Origin of the sequence: Sphingobium chungbukense (genome assembly GCF_001005725.1) — a bacterium.
In the GTDB taxonomy this organism is placed as follows: Bacteria; Pseudomonadota; Alphaproteobacteria; order Sphingomonadales; family Sphingomonadaceae; genus Sphingobium; species Sphingobium chungbukense.
Map to the genome: position 1 here is coordinate 21,699 of NZ_LBIC01000010.1, position 16,490 is coordinate 38,188.

The 16,490-nt window shown below is 65.2% G+C and carries 21 protein-coding genes and 1 pseudogene; 20 read left to right on the plus strand and 2 right to left on the minus strand.

The annotated features are described in order from the left end of the window. Positions 1-37 precede the first annotated feature (37 nt). The 16 genes and pseudogenes from YP76_RS19950 (at position 38) to YP76_RS20020 (ending at position 12,059) form a co-directional block, all read left to right on the plus strand. Positions 38-1,801: a site-specific integrase gene (locus tag YP76_RS19950; protein ID WP_020819455.1), complete on the plus strand. Its 1,764-nt coding sequence runs from the start codon at positions 38-40 to the stop codon at positions 1,799-1,801. Then, the gene (locus YP76_RS19955; RefSeq protein ID WP_020819456.1) at positions 1,785-2,243 is read left to right on the plus strand and encodes a hypothetical protein; all 459 of its coding nucleotides are present in this window, start codon (positions 1,785-1,787) and stop codon (positions 2,241-2,243) included. The genes YP76_RS19950 and YP76_RS19955 overlap by 17 nt, the downstream gene beginning before the upstream one ends. A 103-nt stretch (positions 2,244-2,346) precedes the next feature. Then, a pseudogene (locus tag YP76_RS28825) lies at positions 2,347-2,949 on the plus strand (hypothetical protein); the annotation flags it as partial. Continuing rightward, complete coding sequence (locus YP76_RS19965) at positions 2,946-3,299, plus strand: DUF3768 domain-containing protein (RefSeq protein WP_046765369.1); 354 nt, start codon at positions 2,946-2,948, stop codon at positions 3,297-3,299. The pseudogene YP76_RS28825 and the gene YP76_RS19965, both read left to right, overlap by 4 nt. A gap of 164 nt (positions 3,300-3,463) precedes the next feature. After that, positions 3,464-5,083 (plus strand): PRTRC system ParB family protein, encoded by a 1,620-nt coding sequence (locus YP76_RS19970; RefSeq protein ID WP_046765370.1) that lies wholly within the window; start codon positions 3,464-3,466, stop codon positions 5,081-5,083. A 36-nt stretch (positions 5,084-5,119) separates the two neighbouring features. Beyond that, complete coding sequence (locus tag YP76_RS19975; RefSeq protein ID WP_046765371.1) at positions 5,120-5,548, plus strand: PRTRC system protein E; 429 nt, start codon at positions 5,120-5,122, stop codon at positions 5,546-5,548. A gap of 42 nt (positions 5,549-5,590) precedes the next feature. After that, a complete protein-coding gene (locus YP76_RS19980) occupies positions 5,591-5,797 on the plus strand; it encodes a PRTRC system protein C (protein WP_046765372.1) in 207 nt (68 codons plus the stop codon). A 2-nt stretch (positions 5,798-5,799) separates the two neighbouring features. Then, positions 5,800-6,024: a hypothetical protein gene (locus YP76_RS27240; protein WP_084733285.1), complete on the plus strand. Its 225-nt coding sequence runs from the start codon at positions 5,800-5,802 to the stop codon at positions 6,022-6,024. A gap of 79 nt (positions 6,025-6,103) precedes the next feature. After that, positions 6,104-6,964 (plus strand): hypothetical protein, encoded by an 861-nt coding sequence (locus tag YP76_RS19985; protein ID WP_084733286.1) that lies wholly within the window; start codon positions 6,104-6,106, stop codon positions 6,962-6,964. 7 nt (positions 6,965-6,971) lie between these two features. Continuing rightward, the gene (locus YP76_RS19990) at positions 6,972-7,796 is read left to right on the plus strand and encodes a PRTRC system protein B (RefSeq protein ID WP_046765374.1); all 825 of its coding nucleotides are present in this window, start codon (positions 6,972-6,974) and stop codon (positions 7,794-7,796) included. Further along, the gene (locus YP76_RS19995) at positions 7,793-8,548 is read left to right on the plus strand and encodes a PRTRC system protein A (RefSeq protein WP_046765375.1); all 756 of its coding nucleotides are present in this window, start codon (positions 7,793-7,795) and stop codon (positions 8,546-8,548) included. Before YP76_RS19990 ends, YP76_RS19995 begins: the two co-directional genes overlap by 4 nt. Further along, the gene (locus YP76_RS20000) at positions 8,443-9,201 is read left to right on the plus strand and encodes a PRTRC system ThiF family protein (RefSeq protein WP_046765376.1); all 759 of its coding nucleotides are present in this window, start codon (positions 8,443-8,445) and stop codon (positions 9,199-9,201) included. The genes YP76_RS19995 and YP76_RS20000 overlap by 106 nt, the downstream gene beginning before the upstream one ends. Positions 9,202-9,280: 79 nt before the next feature. Continuing rightward, on the plus strand, positions 9,281-9,760 hold the full coding sequence (locus tag YP76_RS20005) for a hypothetical protein (protein WP_046765377.1): 480 nt from the start codon (positions 9,281-9,283) through the stop codon (positions 9,758-9,760). Between the two features lie 94 nt (positions 9,761-9,854). Next, entirely contained in the window at positions 9,855-11,516 is a 1,662-nt protein-coding gene (locus tag YP76_RS20010; protein WP_046765378.1) for an ATP-binding protein, read from the plus strand. Positions 11,517-11,541: 25 nt separating this feature from the next. Further along, positions 11,542-11,733 carry a hypothetical protein gene (locus tag YP76_RS20015; protein ID WP_046765379.1) on the plus strand — a complete coding sequence of 64 codons (192 nt, stop codon included), beginning with the start codon at positions 11,542-11,544 and terminating at the stop codon, positions 11,731-11,733. Further along, on the plus strand, positions 11,733-12,059 hold the full coding sequence (locus tag YP76_RS20020; protein WP_046765380.1) for a hypothetical protein: 327 nt from the start codon (positions 11,733-11,735) through the stop codon (positions 12,057-12,059). Before YP76_RS20015 ends, YP76_RS20020 begins: the two co-directional genes overlap by 1 nt. 247 nt (positions 12,060-12,306) lie before the next feature. Here the strand turns inward: YP76_RS20020 and YP76_RS20025 are convergent, their stop codons facing one another. Beyond that, positions 12,307-12,852 (minus strand): AAA family ATPase, encoded by a 546-nt coding sequence (locus tag YP76_RS20025; RefSeq protein ID WP_046765381.1) that lies wholly within the window; start codon positions 12,850-12,852, stop codon positions 12,307-12,309. 331 nt (positions 12,853-13,183) lie between these two features. Between YP76_RS20025 and YP76_RS20030 the strand changes: the two genes are divergently transcribed. The 4 genes from YP76_RS20030 to YP76_RS20045 all read left to right on the plus strand — a co-directional run bounded on the left by YP76_RS20030 (position 13,184) and on the right by YP76_RS20045 (position 14,688). After that, positions 13,184-13,411, plus strand: a complete 228-nt coding sequence (locus YP76_RS20030) for a hypothetical protein (protein WP_157035841.1) — start codon at positions 13,184-13,186, stop codon at positions 13,409-13,411. Further along, positions 13,408-13,548, plus strand: a complete 141-nt coding sequence (locus YP76_RS29190) for a hypothetical protein (RefSeq protein WP_332307426.1) — start codon at positions 13,408-13,410, stop codon at positions 13,546-13,548. Before YP76_RS20030 ends, YP76_RS29190 begins: the two co-directional genes overlap by 4 nt. 259 nt (positions 13,549-13,807) lie before the next feature. Then, a complete protein-coding gene (locus tag YP76_RS20040; RefSeq protein WP_046765383.1) occupies positions 13,808-14,038 on the plus strand; it encodes a hypothetical protein in 231 nt (76 codons plus the stop codon). A 185-nt stretch (positions 14,039-14,223) separates the two neighbouring features. Further along, positions 14,224-14,688: a DUF736 domain-containing protein gene (locus YP76_RS20045; RefSeq protein ID WP_046765384.1), complete on the plus strand. Its 465-nt coding sequence runs from the start codon at positions 14,224-14,226 to the stop codon at positions 14,686-14,688. A gap of 111 nt (positions 14,689-14,799) precedes the next feature. Here the strand turns inward: YP76_RS20045 and YP76_RS20050 are convergent, their stop codons facing one another. Next, positions 14,800-16,428: a Na+/H+ antiporter gene (locus YP76_RS20050; protein WP_046765385.1), complete on the minus strand. Its 1,629-nt coding sequence runs from the start codon at positions 16,426-16,428 to the stop codon at positions 14,800-14,802. Between the last annotated feature and the right edge of the window lie 62 nt (positions 16,429-16,490).

A 16,490-nucleotide genomic window follows, 5' to 3' on the forward strand; every position in this document is an offset into this window, starting at 1 on the left:
CGTCCCGACATCCACGCCTACCCAACTTCCGGCGCCATTGCTCGGAAACGAAGGCATCCCCGCCGCCACGACGTTCAACTGGGGCTTCGAAATGCCGGACGGGAGCCGGTTCCGGGACGATCGGTGGACGCCGCTCCGGCACGCCGCCGAACTGTTCCTGCTCTCGCTGCGGGCCGATCCGCCCGAAGGGCGGAGGCCACTTCGCAAGGAAGCGATCGATGGTCACTTCAGCCACATCCGCTTCCTCGTTCGATGGATGGCAGCCGAGAACGTCCGATGCTTCAAGGATCTCGATCAAGACGCCGTCGACCGGTTCGTGGCCATGTTGCGCGCTCGTCCCGGCAGGAACGCTTCACGGCTCTCCCTCAGCACCGCCGAAGGCTATCTCGGCACGATCCGCACGTTCCACATGCAGCGCGACAAGCTGGACGACGCGCCGCTGATGGCGCCGCCTCGCGCCGGTTCGGTTGGGAAGCGGCACTGGAAACCTTATGGCGGCCATCCCTATACGCCCGACGAGATCGCCGTGCCTCTCATCAGCGGCGCTATGGAACTGCTCGGTGACCCAGCGGACCAGATACTCGCGCTGCGCGACCGTCTCGAAGATCTGTATGAGCAGTTCCGACCACAGCATCAGGGGCGAAGGCTCCACTGGCATATCAGACGCGCCATGTTGGCTGAGCCATGCCCCTACGCGGATCTGTATCCGAATCCGGAATGGCCGCTGCGCCGCCTGACGTTCATGCTGGATCGGCTTGGCGACGCCTGCTTCGTCGTCATCGCCTATCTCGTTGGCGCGAGAGCCTCCGAAATACTCAGGCTTGAGGAGGGTTGCCTCGAACGGCGCGCGGCCGATGGAGACGGTGAGGAACACGTCTATCTGGTCGGCACGATCACGAAGACGTCGCTGACGGAACATGGGGACATCCATCGATGGCTTGCGCCCGAGCCGGTCCGGCGGGCGATCCACATCCTCGAACGTCTCTCCGCACCGCTTCGCGAACTTAGCGGGAAGAGGAACCTCTGGCTCCACCAGCTCGGCCGGGGACGCTCGCCGCTTCCGACGATGATGCCCGTCGCCCTACTGCGATCACCCATGGTCAATATCCGCTTGAACGAACGACTTGCGCCGTTCCTTGCCTTGCCGGAACACCAAGGCGGCACCTGGCACCTGACCACCTATCAGGGTCGCAAGACGTTCTCGCGGTTCATCGGGCGGCGCGACCGCACCGGCCTGACGGCGCTGCAACGCCATCTCGGCCATGTCCACCGCGCGATGACCGACCGGGCCTATGTGGGCACCGACTTCGAGCTTGCCCAGCTGATCGACGACCAAGCCGCCGAAGAAACCCGCAAGGCGCTGGAAGACCTGCTCCTGGCGCCGAACGTCGCCGGGAAGGCGGGCGTCATGCTCTCCGAGCGATCGCCGTTCCGCGGGCGCACGCTATCGGGCGACGTCGATGGCTATATCACCGATATCCTCGCCGAAACGGATATGCGCCTCGGCGTGTGCGACTGGGGCTACTGCCTCTACCGCCGGGAAACCTCGGCATGCCTCGGCGGCGAGCGCGAGCCGAACCCGGTGCTCCGCACGCAAAGCACTTGCTCGACTTGCGCCAACTTCGCCGTGACCGGCAAGCATAAGCCGGTCTGGGAAGCGCGCCTTGAGCGCAACAGCGCTTTGCTCCAGCGCGATGACCTCGACTCCGAGAGCCGTGCGCTTGCAGAAGCCCGCATCCAGGAATCTCGCCGTATCCTGGACCAGTTAGACGAAGGAAATACCGATGGCGACCGAAATTGACCTGTCCAGCCCGCAAGCTCGACGGCGGGCAAAGACGGATGCGCGCCTGCGTGAAGCCCTTGCAGGCCTCGCCGGCAATCCCTCCGCAGAACCCACAGTCGCTGCGCTCGCACGGGCAGCCGGGGTCGGCCGCAACATCATATATACCCATCATGCCGGCGTTCTCGACGGCCTCCGCGCGCTTCAGTCGCAGCGTGCCGGCGCGAACGAGACGACCGCCAGAGAGGCCGATCGCACACGCTCGGCTCTTCGGGATGCCGAAGCTCGAAGCGCCGCCCTCGCGACACATAACGCTAGCCTGTTGAAACGCGCCGTCGACGCCGAGCAACGTGCCGAGAGGCTTGAGCGGCGCAATGCCCAACTCGTGCAGGAACTCGATCGGATACGTAGACCAATCCCGATCCGCCCCAGCGCTGAAGCGCACGATCCTTCCGCTGTCTGACGTCGGTCACGCCCTAATCGGGCGTCCCGAAAGGAAAGGGGGATGAGGAACGCTGGAAATGCGGGCTTTGTGAGGCAAAGGAGACAGGCCCGTCCAGACCTAATGCTCGCTTAAGTGGAAGGTGGCGCCCCAGGATGCGTTCCTGAAACAGTGGGAGCCTGCGAAGGCGGCATGGGCGCGCGGCCAAAAGGTCGTCCGCCTGATCGGCTACGACGCTTCGCCAACGGACACCCGGCGCCATGCCCATGCCTCGGCGATCGAGCATGATCTCTTCGAGTGCCGATACCCGCTTCGGGAATGGAAGTGGGACCGCGCCGCCTGCATCGCGCGCATCGAGGCCGCCGGCCTCCCTGTGCCGCCCAAGTCGAGCTGCTTCATCTGCGGCGCCATGAAGCCGGACGAGGTTCGGGCGCTACCGGCTTGGTGCTTGCGGCTCATTGTCCTGGTCGAAGCCCGCGCGGCCCCGCGCCTGCGCACCGTCGAAGGCCTCTGGCGCCGTTCGACCTCGACCAGGCCCGGCCGCATGACCGACTTCATCCGCGCCGAGGAGCTGCTCCCCGCAGCCGACATCGACGCGATCATCCGCGATGCGCCCGCCGACCTCATCCGCTTCCAGGACGTCGCCGCGCACGTTCCGCTCCCCGAACGACCGGCAATGGCGGAGTGGCTCGACACCTTCAACGCCGGCTTGCTGGAGGCTGCATGACGATCCCCGCCACCGAACGCATCGCCCGTCTGAACGATCGTTGCCGGCAAGGCCTCGATGCCAATGGCCGCATCATGGTCACGCGCAATTGCCTTGCCCGACTCTCCGGCGAGGGCGAGGGCATCGCCGAGATCCTCGCCCAGGCCGAACTGCTTGCGGCGGTCCGCCGCTATTCCTTCAAGCCCGGCGACGGGCCCGAGCGCGATTTCGGCGCCTTCGACCTGCAGGGGCAGAGGGTCCTCTTCAAGATCGATTATTATGACATGGCCCTCGAGTTCGGCTCCGACGATCCGGCGGACGCATCGATCACGCGGCGCGTCCTGACGGTCATGCTCGCCGAGGACTACTGAGTGCCAGCGAGCACCCTGAGCCTCTCCTCTTTGAAGATTAGCGCACCGGCTCGCCGGCCCTTCGGGCAGCGAGAGGGGAGGGGGAGGGCGAGCTTCAGGCTCGCCGACCGAGAGCGCGCGGGCTCGATGGACCCTGCCTTCCCCACTCTCCGAGGAGACCAGCCTTGACCCCTGCAGAACCAATCCGCGCCACGCTGCCGCTCTCCCTCATCACCAAGGGGGACAATCCACGCCGCTATTTCGACCGCAAGAAGCATGACGAGCTTGTCGCCTCGATTCGCCTGCGCGGAATCCTGCAGCCGATCCTGTTGCGTCCCAAGGGTGAGCTCTATGCGATCGTCGCCGGCGAGCGCCGCTATCGCGCCGGTTTGGAAGCCTACGGCCCCGATGGCGAAGTGCCTGTCATCATCCGCGAGATGACGGACCAGGAGGCCCTGGATGCCGCGATCGCCGAAAATGACGACCGCGACGATCCGTCGGAGACCGAACAGGCCGACGCCGCCGTCCGCTATCTCGCCGCATGCCAGAACGATCGCGCCGAGGCCGCCCGGCGGCTTGGCTGGTCCCGCGCGAAGCTCGATCGGCGCCTGGCGCTCGCCGAGCTTTCCGACGCGGTGAAGCTCGCGCTCGACGAACGCCGGATCAAGGTCGGCCATGCCGAACTGCTCGCGGCCGTACCCGGCGACAAGCAGGACAAGGCCCTCGAGACCATCCTCGCCGCCGGGCTGGACGTCGGCAAAACGCGCGAATTGCTGATGCGGGTGACGCAGAACCTCGCCGCTGCCTGCTTCGACAAGACCGAGTGCACCACCTGCCCGTTCAACTCGGCCTCCCAGCGAACCCTGTTCGAGACGCATATCGACGACGGGCATTGCACCAATCCCGGGTGCTTCGAACTGAAGACCCAGACCGCCGAAGCGATCCGCTTCGAGGAGCAGGAGCGCGCCGAGAAGGCGGCCAGGGCCGCGGCTCCGCCTGCCACCGGCGATCCGCAGGATGACGAAAACGATGACGACGAGGATGACGGTATCGACGACACCGAGGCCTCGCCGGTTGACCGCACTGAAACCCACGGCCGCACCGCACCGCCCGCGCCGGCCCCGCTCCCTTCGGCGAGCGGCGGCTCAAGCGCCCACAAGCCGACCGTCACCGTCAAATCGATCGCCGGTCGTACCAGCGACCTGCGCGAGGCGAAGTGGCGCACCGCCGTCGCCCGGGCGCTCGCGTCCGATGCCGTCAAGGCTCATACCGCCATTCTCGTCGCCGCCATGTCGGGCACGCTTCCCCAGATCAAGGCCGAAACGCTGAAGGCGCGTGCCGGCATTTTGGTCGGCGCCACCTTCCCGGATCTCCCCTATGGCGGCAAGATCGCGGAAATCCGCGCTCTCTCAGAGCCGCAAGCGGCCAACGTGCTGTCCGCCGTCGGCGCCGCCTATGCCAAGGACGTGCTCACCTTCGCGCATGTCGCCGACCTCGCCCGGGCCTTCGCGGTCGACCTGCGCGACGTCTGGCAGGTCGATAAGGCTTTCCTGGAGCGATACACCAAGGACGAACTCAAGTTCATCGCCCAGGAATGCGGCCTCGTCGCACATATGGGCGAAAAGGGATTCGCCAAGCTCCTCACCGCCAAGAAGGCCGACCTCATCGCCGGCATGCTCAACCGGCCCGGCTTCGACTGGGCGGGACGCCTCCCCAGCTCGATGACGCTCGACGGCCAATACGGACCGCCGCCGGTGAGGGCCGCGCCGCCGCCCGAAGCCGCGATCACGGAACTCGCCGCCTGACCCCCCGACCGCTCACATAGACAAGGAAGCGCCCCCATGCTGATTACCAACCTGCTCCCGCTGCTCGCGCGATATTCGCTCGGCTTCGATCTGGTCGCCGGCCCGGACGATACCGTCACCCTGACCGTGATCCCCCGCAGGCAGGAAGGCGCCGCGCACAAACTCGAGACCGGCGAAACCCGCCCGATCGCGCTCACGGCCAGCGCCGCGGAAATCGATGCCGAACTCGCCAAGGGCGAAGACGGTGCGCTCGGCCAGCTCATCGCCGCTCGCAAGACGCTCGCCGACCAGCTCGAGGAGCAACGCCAGGCTGCCGAAGCGGCCCGCACCGCCGCCGCCGAAGCCGCGAAGGCCAAGGCGGCGACGCCGAAGACGCCCGCGCCCACGAGTCCCGCAAAAGCTGCGAACCCCGCCGCTCCGCCAGCCGACGCCAAGGCGGACGAACCGGCCAGCCTCTGGGACTGACCTTCATCGACTTGCCCAACATCTCAATTCGAGAGGCCCATCATGCAGATCAACCTCCTGACCCGGACTTACCGATACGACGGCATCGACCTCCCGGTCCCGCCGCATCTCGCTGACGAACCGGCGGCGCTGCGCTCCTACCATGCGACGCTGTTCCCGGCGATCCTCAACGCCGAGATCGTCGATGCCGGCGTGTCGGGCACCGCCCACCTCATCGAATATCGGCGCGCCGTCGGCACCAAGGGCTGATCGTGCCGCCCTCCAAGAGCGCGGCCATTCCGGCCGCACAGCGCAAGACGCTCCTCGAATGGATCGAGCACGACGATGGCAACACGACCGGCTTCTCCCAGCCTCCCTGCAGCGCCCAGGCCCAGGCCCTCCACGCGCGGATCCTCCTCGATCCTGCCAATCACAAAGGCGAAGCGCCGGAGCCGCTTCAACCTCCCGCCGGCCTCAGGCTCGCCCCCCTCGGCTGATCTCGCGGGGCGGTCGGTCGCGCTGTCCGTCGACATCCCCGCCACGTTCGATCAGCCGCTCAGCAATCACCACAAGCTGATGGGCCGCTGGGTGGCCGCGCGGGAAGCAACCCCCAAGCGGTACACGCGCGTCGGCGCCCGCAAGCACATCGAGCAGGTCTTCAATGCCGCGGTTCTCGAAATCCTGGACCCGATCGAGCTTGTCGATCTGCGGGTCGCCGTCCTCGTCGGCGAAGACGACAATCCGCCCGCAATCGCCCTTGTCTGCGAGACCCTCGGCCAACTGGATCTTGGCTGGATCGAAACCGGCGACGCTCCCATCCCCTGGCGAGCCGCCGCCTACGCGGCCCTCGGTGAGACGCTCGGCACCGCCCTTCCGGTCTTCGGCTACCAGGACCTCTTCGAGGAAATCTCGATGTATTATTGGGACGGTGAGACCGACGACGAGAGCGCCCTCCGGAGCCTGACCGTCTTTCATGGTCTCAGCGCGGAAGAGCTTGAAGAGCAGACGCTCCCCTCGGAAATGAATGCGCGCCGGCCCGACTGGATGATCAGCGCGAACGCAGCGAAGCCCGCGTGCCTTCCGAAAGCCCTGGCATGCGCGCTGCGCCGGCTTCGCGACGCGCACAAGGCGCTCGAGCGCCTCGCCTCGGACCGCAACGCCTGGCACTTCGATAGCGACACCCTCTACGAATATGTGCCGGGCATCGAGGAATGCTCGTCCCTGCCGCCGCTGACGCTCGTTCCCTTCGACGAGTTCGCGCGCGAACTCGACGATGTCGCGCGCCACGGCATGGAAATGGGCTTCATGGATTTCTGCGGCCTCTGCCCGCTGCCCGAGATTAGCCGGATCGACGACTGGTTCGCGAGCCTGAGGCTCGGCGTCCAATTTCTGCTCGCCGCTCAGGATCTCGTCCGTTTTGACCCACCCAATCCGTGAGGCCCTCATGTCCGATCACAGCAGCCACTTCGAAGCCACCGGCGGTGGTCTCGTCCTGACCAACGCCATCCTGCTCTATCAGGCCGGAACGTCCCGGACCCCGAACGCCTATGGCGCGCCCAGAAACGATATGGCGGCGTTCGCCAGCATGCACGCCGTCGAGCACGATGGAGACGGCCGCCCCACGATCGCCGCGGGCATTCCCCTGTCGCGCGCGCAGCTGCGCCAGTGGACCGAGGCGCTGGGCCGCACGGCGATCCCCGAGATATTGCCCGACACCGTCCTGGTCTCCCATCCCGATGTTCTCGCCTGGTGGACGCCGGCACAGGTTCGCCCCGCCTACTTCGCGCTTTCCTCGCCGCCCGACGGTCTTCGCGCCCTGTCGCGGCGCACCACGGTCGCGGTGCCCTATCCCGCGCATCTGTTCATTGCCACGCGCACGGGGCTCGGGGTCTACGCGCTGCCGACCAGCGAGCGACCCGTGGCTGACACGCCGGTGCTGCACTCGCCCATTCTCAATGTCTTCATCGAAGGGCGGCTCTGCTGGGGCAATATCCCGAGGCCGAAGACCCTCGGCGTTGCCGCCATCCCGGAATTCGAACGGGCCGTGTTCGATTCCTGGTCGACGCACCCCAATCCCGGACAGGAGTGGACCGTCACCGGCAAAGGCGGCCTCGTCAGACTCTGGGACGATCTCGCCGCGCGCGCGGCCAGCCGCTTCCCGGTCCGGCGCCTCAGGCCCTTCCATCCCGCCGCCCGTCAGCGACCGGCTCGCCCAACGGCCGACGCGATCACGGTCGGCCGACTGGTTTCAGCGGCTGCCGGGAGATGACCATGCTCGCCGATGATCCGACCGCGGCCGCGCTGCTCGCCGCCGTTCCCTGCTATCCTGTTCCGCCCATGGGCCGATCGCCTGGGCTCGATGCGCTTCGGAGCAGTCGGGCCGGACACGGGCTCGCCGTGGGAAGCGATGGTGCGATGCTCATTCTGCGCAGGCCCTGGCTGGAGCTTGATGCTCCGCTGGCGCCACCCTTCGCCGCCCATTTCCCCTATGGCAGCATAGGCGAACCCAAGGCCGAATTGCGCTGCGGCCGGGTCCCAGGCGAGCATCTCGCGGCCGTCCTGGACCATTTCCGCGCGGCCCTGCCCAACGAGGCAGCAGCGTTCATCCTGTGGAACGAGGCGACGACCGAATTCTTCGTGCATTTTCCGCAGATCGATGAAGCGACGCCGACGCGCCTCGTTTACCGGCCCCCGGCCTGCGAGCCTGACTGGCATGTCGTCTGCGACATGCACAGTCACGGGCGGGGTCCGGCCTACTTCAGCGCGACCGACGATGCTGACGATGCCCATGCCACCAAGATTTCACTCGTCGTAGGCCGGCTCGACCATCCGGAGGGTCCGATAATGGCCGCCCGGCTCTGCGCCGGGGGCATGTTCCTCGCCGTGCCGCGCAGCCCATTCTCGGGAGATCCCCCATGCAGCCTGACAAGCCCCAGCGTCACTTTCTTCCCGCCACCTTCGACAATCGCCGACTCCGGATACTCCTCGTGGGATGCGGTGGAAACGGCGCCCAGATGCTGATGGGCCTTGCCTCGCTGGACACGGCTCTGCGCGCGATCTCCTCGCGTTCGCTCGAGGTCACCGTCGTCGACGACGACATCGTGACCGAGGCCAATCTCGGCCGCCAGCCTTTCTATCGCTGCGATCTCGGCAACTCGAAGGCGCGCACGCTCACGGAGCGGATCAACCTAGCCCACGGCCTGGCCTGGAAAGCCGTTCATGGCCGAGCACCCGGTGCTGTCGATACGGAAGGCACCGACATCCTCATCACGTGCGTCGACACAGCTTCGGCGCGCCGGGCACTCGGCGCAGCGCTCGGCGATGGCAGGGTCGTGCCGACCTATTGGATGGACCTCGGCAATCGCGCCAGCGACGGACAATATCTGATCGGTTGCCCATGCCGTCCGAAGGGCAACCCCAAGGCGCGCCTGCCAACCGTCCTTGAGGCATTTCCCGAGCTGGCCGACGAAACCCTGGCCGAGGACGATGCCCCGTCCTGCTCGGTCGCCGAGGCGCTCGAACGTCAGTCCCTGTTCGTCAACCGGGTGCTGGCGAGCCACGCGCTCGCACTGTTGTTCGACCTTCTCGGCCGCGGGTCCATCGGGCACGCCGGCGCTTTCATCAACCTCGCCAGTGGCCAAGCCGTCCCGATCCCTTTGCCGCGCGCCGACTGAAACCCGGCCCGCCACTCCGCCACTTTCCGTGCCCATTCAATCCCCCTGGCCTGCGCCCGGGGCATGAGGAGATTTTGCCATGACCGTCATCGGACATAACCGCATCCGCCGCGTCGATAGCTTCGATGGCTATGAAGTTCTCGCCCATCCCCTGGCGAACCGCGAGGACCGCGTCTTCCATCGCGGCGAGGGCGGGGCGTCCCAGGTCGGGGTAACCTACGGGTCGCATGACATCCAGATCGCGCGGCCGACCGGTCCCGGAAACAAGGGCCTCCTCGCTATCCTGATGCACCACGGCGGGGGCCGCCATATCCTCGAATTCTATGAGGGAGCCTTGCCCGTCACCGTGACGCTGCTCGGCCTGCCCGAGCGCGCCCAATATGCGCTTGCCTATGCGTTGTTCAAACAGGCTGACGAATGCGCCGTGGCTGCCCGCGTGGACGAAGCCAGCCGCTGGGCCCAGGCCTTCGTCGATGGCCGCATCCGCAAACGTCGCAGGGACGGCCAGCGCTACGTCAACATCGAAACGCCGGCCGAGAAGGAGCGCCGCTGCGCCTGACAGCCGCGCCACCGCCGCCCGTGGACGCGCAAGCCCCGAGCGAAAGGAAAGAAGGGCGGGAAGGGGGCCATTCGCTCTTGCCGAGGAGACCCCGATGCCCCTTCCTACCGTCATACACAGCCAGGTCGATCCCGCAGCGATCACCAAGGTGACGCGCTTGTTCAATAACACGCTCGATTCCATACTGACCGAGCTCATCCAGAATGCACGCCGCGCTGGCGCGACGACAATCGACCTCGATGTCGCCGAGGCCGAGGATCGGCAGTGGCTCATCGTCGCAGACGACGGCGCCGGGATTGCCGATCCGGCCGTCATTCTCGCTCTCGGCCGTTCGGGATGGGATGGGGATATCGCGGCCCGCGAAGACCCTGCCGGCATGGGCGTCTTCAGCCTTGCTGGGCGCCATGTCGAAATTCGTTCGCGTTCGCGCGCCGGAGGTGAAGCCTGGCGGGTCTCGATCGCGCCCGGCGACTGGGAATCGGGGGGTCCCATTCCGGTCTATCGCTGCGATCATCGCTTCGGCACCGAGATCCGGCTGCCACTCGAGGATGACTGGGCGAAATCCCTGGAGGCGAGTGCGAGCACGGCCGCGCGCTATTGTCCGACGCCGATCCGCTTCAAGGGCGCGCCGCTTTCCAGATCGGACTGGCTCGCCGAGGCCGTGGTCATCGTCGAGACGGACGGCGTGCGCATCGGCCTCTATAACGGGGCGCGTTCCACCCACTACCAACCGCGCATCAACTTCCACGGCCTCACCGTCCCCTGCACCTTGCCATCGATCGACGAGAAGGATCGCAGCTGGTGGGCGCGAATCGATATCGTCGATGCCCCTGCCCTGCAGCTTGTCCTCCCAGCCCGCAAGGAAATGGTCGAAAACGCCGCGCTCGAAACACTCCGCGAGACGGTCCGCAAGGCGATCTACGGCCACATCGCATCGCTCGGTAGCCATCGCCTGTCCTTTGCCCAATGGACCGAGGCCCGGAATCTCGGCATAGATCTCCCCGAAGCGACGGCTCTCCTGCGAGGCTGGACCCCGGCGACGGCCGATCTCAACAGCGGAGACGTTGGTCCCGGCCTCATCCCCGCCGAAAATCTCGTCCTGATGCAGCAATTCGGCGCGCCGCTCGAACAATGCGCGGCATTCGCGCTCGCCCGCGATGGCCGCCTCGAGGGCTCGCTCGCCGATCCGGACAACGCCATGGCGGGATATGGCTGGTACGATGCACTTCCCCGGATCACGGCGCTCAAATTCGAGATTGAGCGAGACGGTGCCACCCATGTTTTCGATAGCGATATTCTGCCTGGGCTCGAAAGCGGAACGCTTGACCGGCTCGATCTCATGGTCGAGATCTCAGGTGCTCGGTCCGAAACGCTGACCGTCCCGGCGCCAGTCGTCATCGAATATGACGAGGCGCATCATTGGAACTTCGAGGAAGCCAACATCCTTCTTGCCTCGCCGGATGCCATCTCGCCGGACGAACTGGTCGACCTGCTTGAGGCTTCATGCTTCTGCGCGAGCGACGATCGCGAGGCCGATAGCTGGGAGACACAGAACGATCGCTTCCTGCTCGATGCAAGGGAAATGGCCACCCGCCTATTACTCGGAGACGACGCGGCTCTGGTCGAGCGGCTCCGGGCGATCATCGTCTACCGCGCCCAATGGTTCGTTCCTGAAGGGCGCCAATTCTCGGTCATCATCGGCAGGAGCGCCATCGATGTCCGCATCGAGCCCGTCCCGGCGTCGCCGGGATACTGAGAACAATTCCGAAGGGACCAATCCCATGCGACCCATCAGAGCCGCGAGGCCGGCCGACCGCGACGCCGTGCGGGAAGCGATTGACCAGCTTCGCAGCGCGCGGCACCTTCTGTCGCAAAGCGGTGCCCCGCGCGCCGCTGCCGCTGTCCGCAAGGCGCTGCGCAGCGCCGAGGGTGCGGCCCGCCATGTCGATCATCGCATTCGTCGGAGCCTGTAATGAGCCGCTACCAGCTGAAACCGAGACCGGGGAACGGCGTCATCAAGGCCGTGATCGGTTGGGACAGACCACTCCAAACCTTCTTTGCCCAGATATTCACCCCGACGGATGACGAACCAGAAGAAGGCGAGGCGACGATCTGGCTTGGCACCGAGCCGGGCGAACTGCCGAGCCCCGAGGTCGCCATCAGGGTGGTCGAGGCCTATGCCGAGATTCCCGAGACGCTGGCTGCCGATCTCGCGACAGACATGAACGCCACGATCGGCGTCAAGGACGGGATGCATCAAGCAGAGGCCAAGAGGCGCCTCTACGGCTCGATCCACTAACACAAGCGCACAACCCGTTTCGTCCCGAGGTCGCCTTGGCGGCACTCGGATGGGTGCTTGCGCGCCTACTTGAGCCGATCTGCTACATCCCGCCGGCCGAGCCCGAGGCGTAATAGTACGCCGCCATCAATACCATCGATATGCCAGCATGACTCAAACCCATCAGCCTCCGGGAAACCCGGTGCAGTTCAGTGATTAGCTCCCAGGCAACTTTTGTTGGCGAATGGGCGAAAGCTAACTCTTCTCCTTATTTAAGGTGGCTCAAAACAAAGCGCGCTCTCTCGCTGACCGTAGTCTTGGGAATGATGATTGGATCATAGCCGAGGTCGCGGTAAGCGATCAGCAGGCGCTCGTATTCAGCGATCGCTTCTTCCATTCGGTGCTGGCGCTCTCGATCTTGAATGAAGATCTCCGGCCACGGAGGAGTCAGAAAAACTCGTCGATGATAAGGGGGAAACGCGGCGAGCGTGACCGACGCCGCGCGGTCTGTCGCGTGTTGAAGTGCCACGGCTGCGTCAACGAGACCACGATCAAAGAACGTCCAGCCACTCTCTTGGTCAGCGACTTGGCGGTCCTGGGCAGCCATGTCGATGGCACGCGTTGCAAAAGCCACGAGGTCGACCCACGGCAATGCGGTGCCCTTACCGCACAGTTCCTCGGCTACAATGCGGCGGCCGGGCTCAGGAACTGTCCTGAAACCCTGATCCGAGAGTTTAGCGAGGAGCGTGGATTTACCGCCTCCTGAGCAGCCGGAAAGGACTACGTGGAAGGAAGCGCTATCCATTTTTGTCATGTCTGCTTTCCGGAAGCACGAATGGTCATGGGACATCTTGGTTTGGTCGACTGCGAGCAGTCAGTCTACGGGTGCCAAGCCTAGGATTTCAACCACTAGCCGACACACAGGCCCACGACACTGATCTCGAAAATCGGGTCTTCAAAGAGCTTGTCTGGGATGCGGTGTGTCACTCGCTCCTCGAGCAACCCGGCTTCTGTCGGGCCGAGATCTGACAGATGAAGCAGGTTCCCATCCGCTATTAAGCCGTTGACGCTCGCAGTCCGCCAACCGACATTCAAAACAACGACAAAGCCGGCAAAATCACCCTGCCGCCGGCATGGAGGCAATCATGCACGCGCTCCTCATAGACAAAGACGCCCCCGCCGGCCGGCCCGTTCGCCTCGAAATCGAAGGCGACATGCTCAAGCTGACTCCGCTCGATCCCGAGACCGAGATCGCGTCTCCCGCCGTGACGTTGCTCCGCGGCGAGGATGAGCAATACCAGATCATCACGGGCTATCGTCGCTTCGCGGCGCTGCTCGAGCTGTACCGCACGCGGCTGATCAACGTCTTGTGAGCCGCCACGATCTTCAACCCAAACAGGAGCGGCCGGATGTCGTCCGCGCGGCCATCGGCTGGGACCGGCCCCTTCAGACCTTCTTCGCGCAGATCTTCTTCCGGACCGACGAAGCGCCGGACGAGGCCAAGCCCTGATCTGGGTCGGCACCGAACCTGGCGAGCTGCTCACGGCCGAGGCCGCGATCGCCATTGTCGCGCCATATGCACACATCCCGGACGATCTCGCCACCAGGCTATCGGCCGACATGAACGCGACGCGCGGGGTCAAGGACGGTGCCTATCAAATAGAGGCCAAAAAGCGCCTGTTCGGGTCGATCCACTGACTGTTCAAGGTGGTCCAACGGCAGCCCCCGCATGGCAGCCCGACTCTCACTCCATTTTTATGGAGGCTCCCATGATTGTATTTTCTGGCCTGGCGCGGGTTTTCAGGATCATGAGCGCTCACGCCCCTGCATGCTGTGATCCGGCGGAAATCTGCCGCGAAGCAGTCCAGCATTGCGACGAATTCGGTGTCGGCGTCGACCTGCGCTTTCGCGATGTGATCATCGAAGCTCGGCCAGGAAGCGATCCTGTCCTGCTCGCCGCACCGTTCGTGGATAGCGACCGCACAATCACGCGGCGCTGATTTCCCCGCGCTGCGGCGACCGGCAACAGTCCCACATAGTCATGCCTGATCGACCCGAGGCCGCTGAAGCGGGCCTCGGATGTGGCGCTTGCGCGCCTGCTCGGCCGAACGGCCGAGGAGAGGAGGGGGAGGGAGGAAGTTGGCTCGGACACGGTGTTCGAGACCGGCTTTCAGGAGACCTTCCCATGAACATCGGTTCGATCAAGCAGAATGACGCGGGCATTTTCGTCGGCAAGATCGCGACGTTGGCGATCGCCATGACGATTGCGCTGCGCGAGGTGCACTCGACCAATCCGAAGGCGCCCAAGTTCGAGGTTCTGGCGCTGTCGGCGTCGCGGGCGTGGGTGCAGGTGGGTGCGCTGTTCGAGCTGTTCGCGAACGGCACGGGCGAAGCGTTCCTCAACGGCAAGATCGAGGACCCGAGCCTGGCGGCGCCGCTTTACATCTCGGCGTTCCGTCAGGACGACGACAGCTACAACGTGGTGTGGTCGCGTCCGACGCGCCGGCGGGATCTGGCGGCGGAGATGGCGCCCAAGACCGACGAGGGCCTGCCGCCGCTGCCCGGCGCCGACGAAACCGCCGGCCCCGCCACTCAGCCCGCCGAACAGGGCCTCGGACAGTCCTCCGCCGAACATGCGTTCGCCAGCTGACGCATCCGGCAGTCCCATCCCACCGAGCCCCCGCTTTCTTCGAAGCGGGGGCTTTTTTTGACTCCAAACCAAAGCTCGCGGCCGCGCCGGACCTGACGGCTGTCCTGGGCATCAACCCGCCAGGCGGGCCTCCTGAAAGTCCAGCTCCCGCACCAGCTTGCGCGCCGCTTCGCTTCCCAATCTACTCTGCCGGACCCGTCGGAAGATTTCACCGCGCTCCGCCTTCAGCGCAGCAAGGCGAAGTTCGCGTTCGATGCGCTCATCGCGCCGGAGAAATGCCATCGCTTCGGGCAAGCTCGATCGACTGTCGATCCGCTCCCGGTAAAGGTCCATCAACCTGGATGCGACATTCACATAGACGTCGGCATCCTTTCGCCCTTCCGCAAGCTTGTGTTGCGTCCGTTCGATCTCGGCGATCGCGGCTTCAGCGGCTGCAGTTCGGGCATCTTCGATCTCCGCGTCGCGCGAAGGCTCCGCCGGCATCTTCAGACCCCGCATCATCAACGGCAGTCCAATGGACGCTGCGATCAACGACACGATGATGACGCCCATGGCAAGGAGGATAGCGAGATCGCGCCCCGGGAAAGCCGTCCCGTCGGCCATGGCGAGCGGAAGGGTGAGCACGCCAGCAAGCGTGATCGCACCTCGGACGCCCGCGAACGACATGGCGCCCACCAGCCGCCAGTTCGGTTGGGCGGTATCTTCAGCTCGGCGGAACGAGGTCAAACGCAGCGAGAACCACACCCAGACGAAGCGTAGCGCGGCCAGCGCGAAGTTGATCGCGACGATATAGACTGCCAGCCACCAGGCATCATGATGGCCTGTCAGCCTGACGCTGTCGGCAGCGCCAGCCAGAATTGTCGGAAGCTGCTCGCCAAGCAGCACGAAGATGATGCCATTGGCCGTGAACTGGATGAGATCCCAGACCGTCGTGCGGCGAATCCGCGTCATCGCCAATGCCTTCCCGCGTGTCTCGATGAACCCCATCATCACGCCCGCGGCGACCGCTGCGAGGATACCCGAGCAATGCAGATGCTCGGCCACGAGATAGGCCCCGAAAGGGATCAGCAGGCTGATCAGGATTTGCGAGCTGCTCTCCTCACCCAGCCGCCGGACGACCAGTTCCTTTAACCGCCCCACGAGCCAGGTGAGGCCCGCGCCCACCACGATTCCCCCGATCGCGACCCACAGGAAGTTGAGCCCCGCCGCTCCCAGCGAAAACGAACCTGTCAGGGCGGCCGCCACCGCAAAGCGCAGGCAGACGAGGCCCGACGCATCGTTGAGCAGCGATTCCCCTTCCAGGATATGCATCATCCGCTTGGGGATAGGCGTGCGCTGCGCGATCGCTGACACAGCGATCGGGTCGGTGGGAGAAATCACGGCCGCGAGCGCAAATGCGACAGCGAGCGGCATGGCCGGGATCATCCAATGGATCAGAAAACCCATGCCGACGACCGTGAACACGACAAGGCCGAGGGCCAGTTCGAGGATCGTAACGCCATCCTTGAACATATCGTCGGGCGGGATCCGCCACCCATCGAGGAACAGCAGAGGCGGCAGAAAGAGCAGGAAGAAGATATCCGGATCGAGCGTCACCCGCCAGTCGGCGATCAGCCCGATCGCGGCGCCCAGAGCGATCTGGACAAGGGGACGCGGAACCGAAAACGGCAAGAGGCGGGCCAGGATTCCACTCAACACGACGGCGAACAGCAATGTCAGGACGAGCGCGATGGTTTCCAAAAACGAAGCCTCTGAACGGATTTGTACCGACTACCACCATGTCTAACGCCGTGGTCCTTTCC

Excerpts from the sequence above, each read along its gene's own strand:
- YP76_RS19955 (WP_020819456.1), top strand. The coding sequence starts at position 1,785 with ATGGCGACCGAAATTGACCTGTCCAGCCCGCAAGCTCGACGGCGGGCA.
- YP76_RS19965 (WP_046765369.1), top strand. The coding sequence starts at position 2,946 with ATGACGATCCCCGCCACCGAACGCATCGCCCGTCTGAACGATCGTTGC.
- YP76_RS19975 (WP_046765371.1), top strand. The coding sequence starts at position 5,120 with ATGCTGATTACCAACCTGCTCCCGCTGCTCGCGCGATATTCGCTCGGC.
- YP76_RS19980 (WP_046765372.1), top strand. The coding sequence starts at position 5,591 with ATGCAGATCAACCTCCTGACCCGGACTTACCGATACGACGGCATCGAC.
- YP76_RS19985 (WP_084733286.1), top strand. The coding sequence starts at position 6,104 with ATGGGCCGCTGGGTGGCCGCGCGGGAAGCAACCCCCAAGCGGTACACG.
- YP76_RS19990 (WP_046765374.1), top strand. The coding sequence starts at position 6,972 with ATGTCCGATCACAGCAGCCACTTCGAAGCCACCGGCGGTGGTCTCGTC.
- YP76_RS19995 (WP_046765375.1), top strand. The coding sequence starts at position 7,793 with ATGACCATGCTCGCCGATGATCCGACCGCGGCCGCGCTGCTCGCCGCC.
- YP76_RS20000 (WP_046765376.1), top strand. The coding sequence starts at position 8,443 with ATGCAGCCTGACAAGCCCCAGCGTCACTTTCTTCCCGCCACCTTCGAC.
- YP76_RS20005 (WP_046765377.1), top strand. The coding sequence starts at position 9,281 with ATGACCGTCATCGGACATAACCGCATCCGCCGCGTCGATAGCTTCGAT.
- YP76_RS20010 (WP_046765378.1), top strand. The coding sequence starts at position 9,855 with ATGCCCCTTCCTACCGTCATACACAGCCAGGTCGATCCCGCAGCGATC.
- YP76_RS20015 (WP_046765379.1), top strand. The coding sequence starts at position 11,542 with ATGCGACCCATCAGAGCCGCGAGGCCGGCCGACCGCGACGCCGTGCGG.
- YP76_RS20020 (WP_046765380.1), top strand. The coding sequence starts at position 11,733 with ATGAGCCGCTACCAGCTGAAACCGAGACCGGGGAACGGCGTCATCAAG.
- YP76_RS20025 (WP_046765381.1), bottom strand. The coding sequence starts at position 12,852 with ATGACAAAAATGGATAGCGCTTCCTTCCACGTAGTCCTTTCCGGCTGC.
- YP76_RS20030 (WP_157035841.1), top strand. The coding sequence starts at position 13,184 with ATGCACGCGCTCCTCATAGACAAAGACGCCCCCGCCGGCCGGCCCGTT.
- YP76_RS20040 (WP_046765383.1), top strand. The coding sequence starts at position 13,808 with ATGATTGTATTTTCTGGCCTGGCGCGGGTTTTCAGGATCATGAGCGCT.
- YP76_RS20045 (WP_046765384.1), top strand. The coding sequence starts at position 14,224 with ATGAACATCGGTTCGATCAAGCAGAATGACGCGGGCATTTTCGTCGGC.